This is a genomic window from Geobacillus sp. B4113_201601 (assembly GCF_001587475.1).
Classification (GTDB): Bacteria; Bacillota; Bacilli; order Bacillales; family Anoxybacillaceae; genus Geobacillus; species Geobacillus icigianus.
The window spans coordinates 1-734 of record NZ_LQYX01000060.1; the positions used below are offsets into that span (position 1 = coordinate 1).

The 734-nt window shown below is 38.0% G+C and carries 1 protein-coding gene; it reads left to right on the forward strand.

Translation table 11 applies throughout. The features are described 5' to 3' along the window. A partial coding sequence (locus tag B4113_RS20470; RefSeq protein WP_369802241.1) for a DUF6426 family protein occupies positions 1–442 on the forward strand: 442 nt, incomplete at its 5' end. Positions 443–734: the final 292 nt, after the last annotated feature.

Genomic DNA, 734 nt, shown 5'->3' on the forward strand with positions numbered 1-734 from the left:
CCAAGGAATCGGGTTCATGTCTCCTTTTTTGTTTAGTTGTCAATTTATGTTAGCAAATTTGCTCATCTACAGTTATCTAAAAAACATTACTACTAGTGAGGCATGCGGAATAGAAATAATAAGACAATCTACCTTTAAAGGACCATCAACAGCTACCATGTCTGTAAAACAAGGTGTTTCTGCCACATGGTCATCGAACACAAATATAAGCGCTGAAACAGTTTCAGCAACGTTGGGATTTAATGTGACAAAATCTTATGAAGTTACAGACACCTATCAAATTCGAGTTCCAGCGGGAAAAACCTATACCATTATTGCTAGACCGTATTACAAAGTTTATAATTTTGATGTTTGGTACGACCCCCTTATTGGATGGGATTCTAAAGTAGGATATGGATATGCAGCTAAACCTGTAGGGGTGTGCTTTTATTACTATGAGTAATGTTCTGTTATCAGTAAGAATACAGAAGCAAGTTTTCCATGAAACTTGCTTTTGTTTTTGTTCTTCATCTAAGACTCAAGAAAAACAATGGGATTCGCCTGATTGGCGATCAATCACAAAGAACGAAGTTATGGTGTTGCAAGGTTTTTCAATTTTTGAGACACTGGTAGAGAGTAGCATTTGTAAATCACCAGCCTTCTAGCATAAACGGCCGTTAAAAAGGAGCATTCCCGTTAGGAGCTTTTCCGGGGACTTGATCAAAAAAAGCCCTCTTGGTATGATGCAGGGGTGT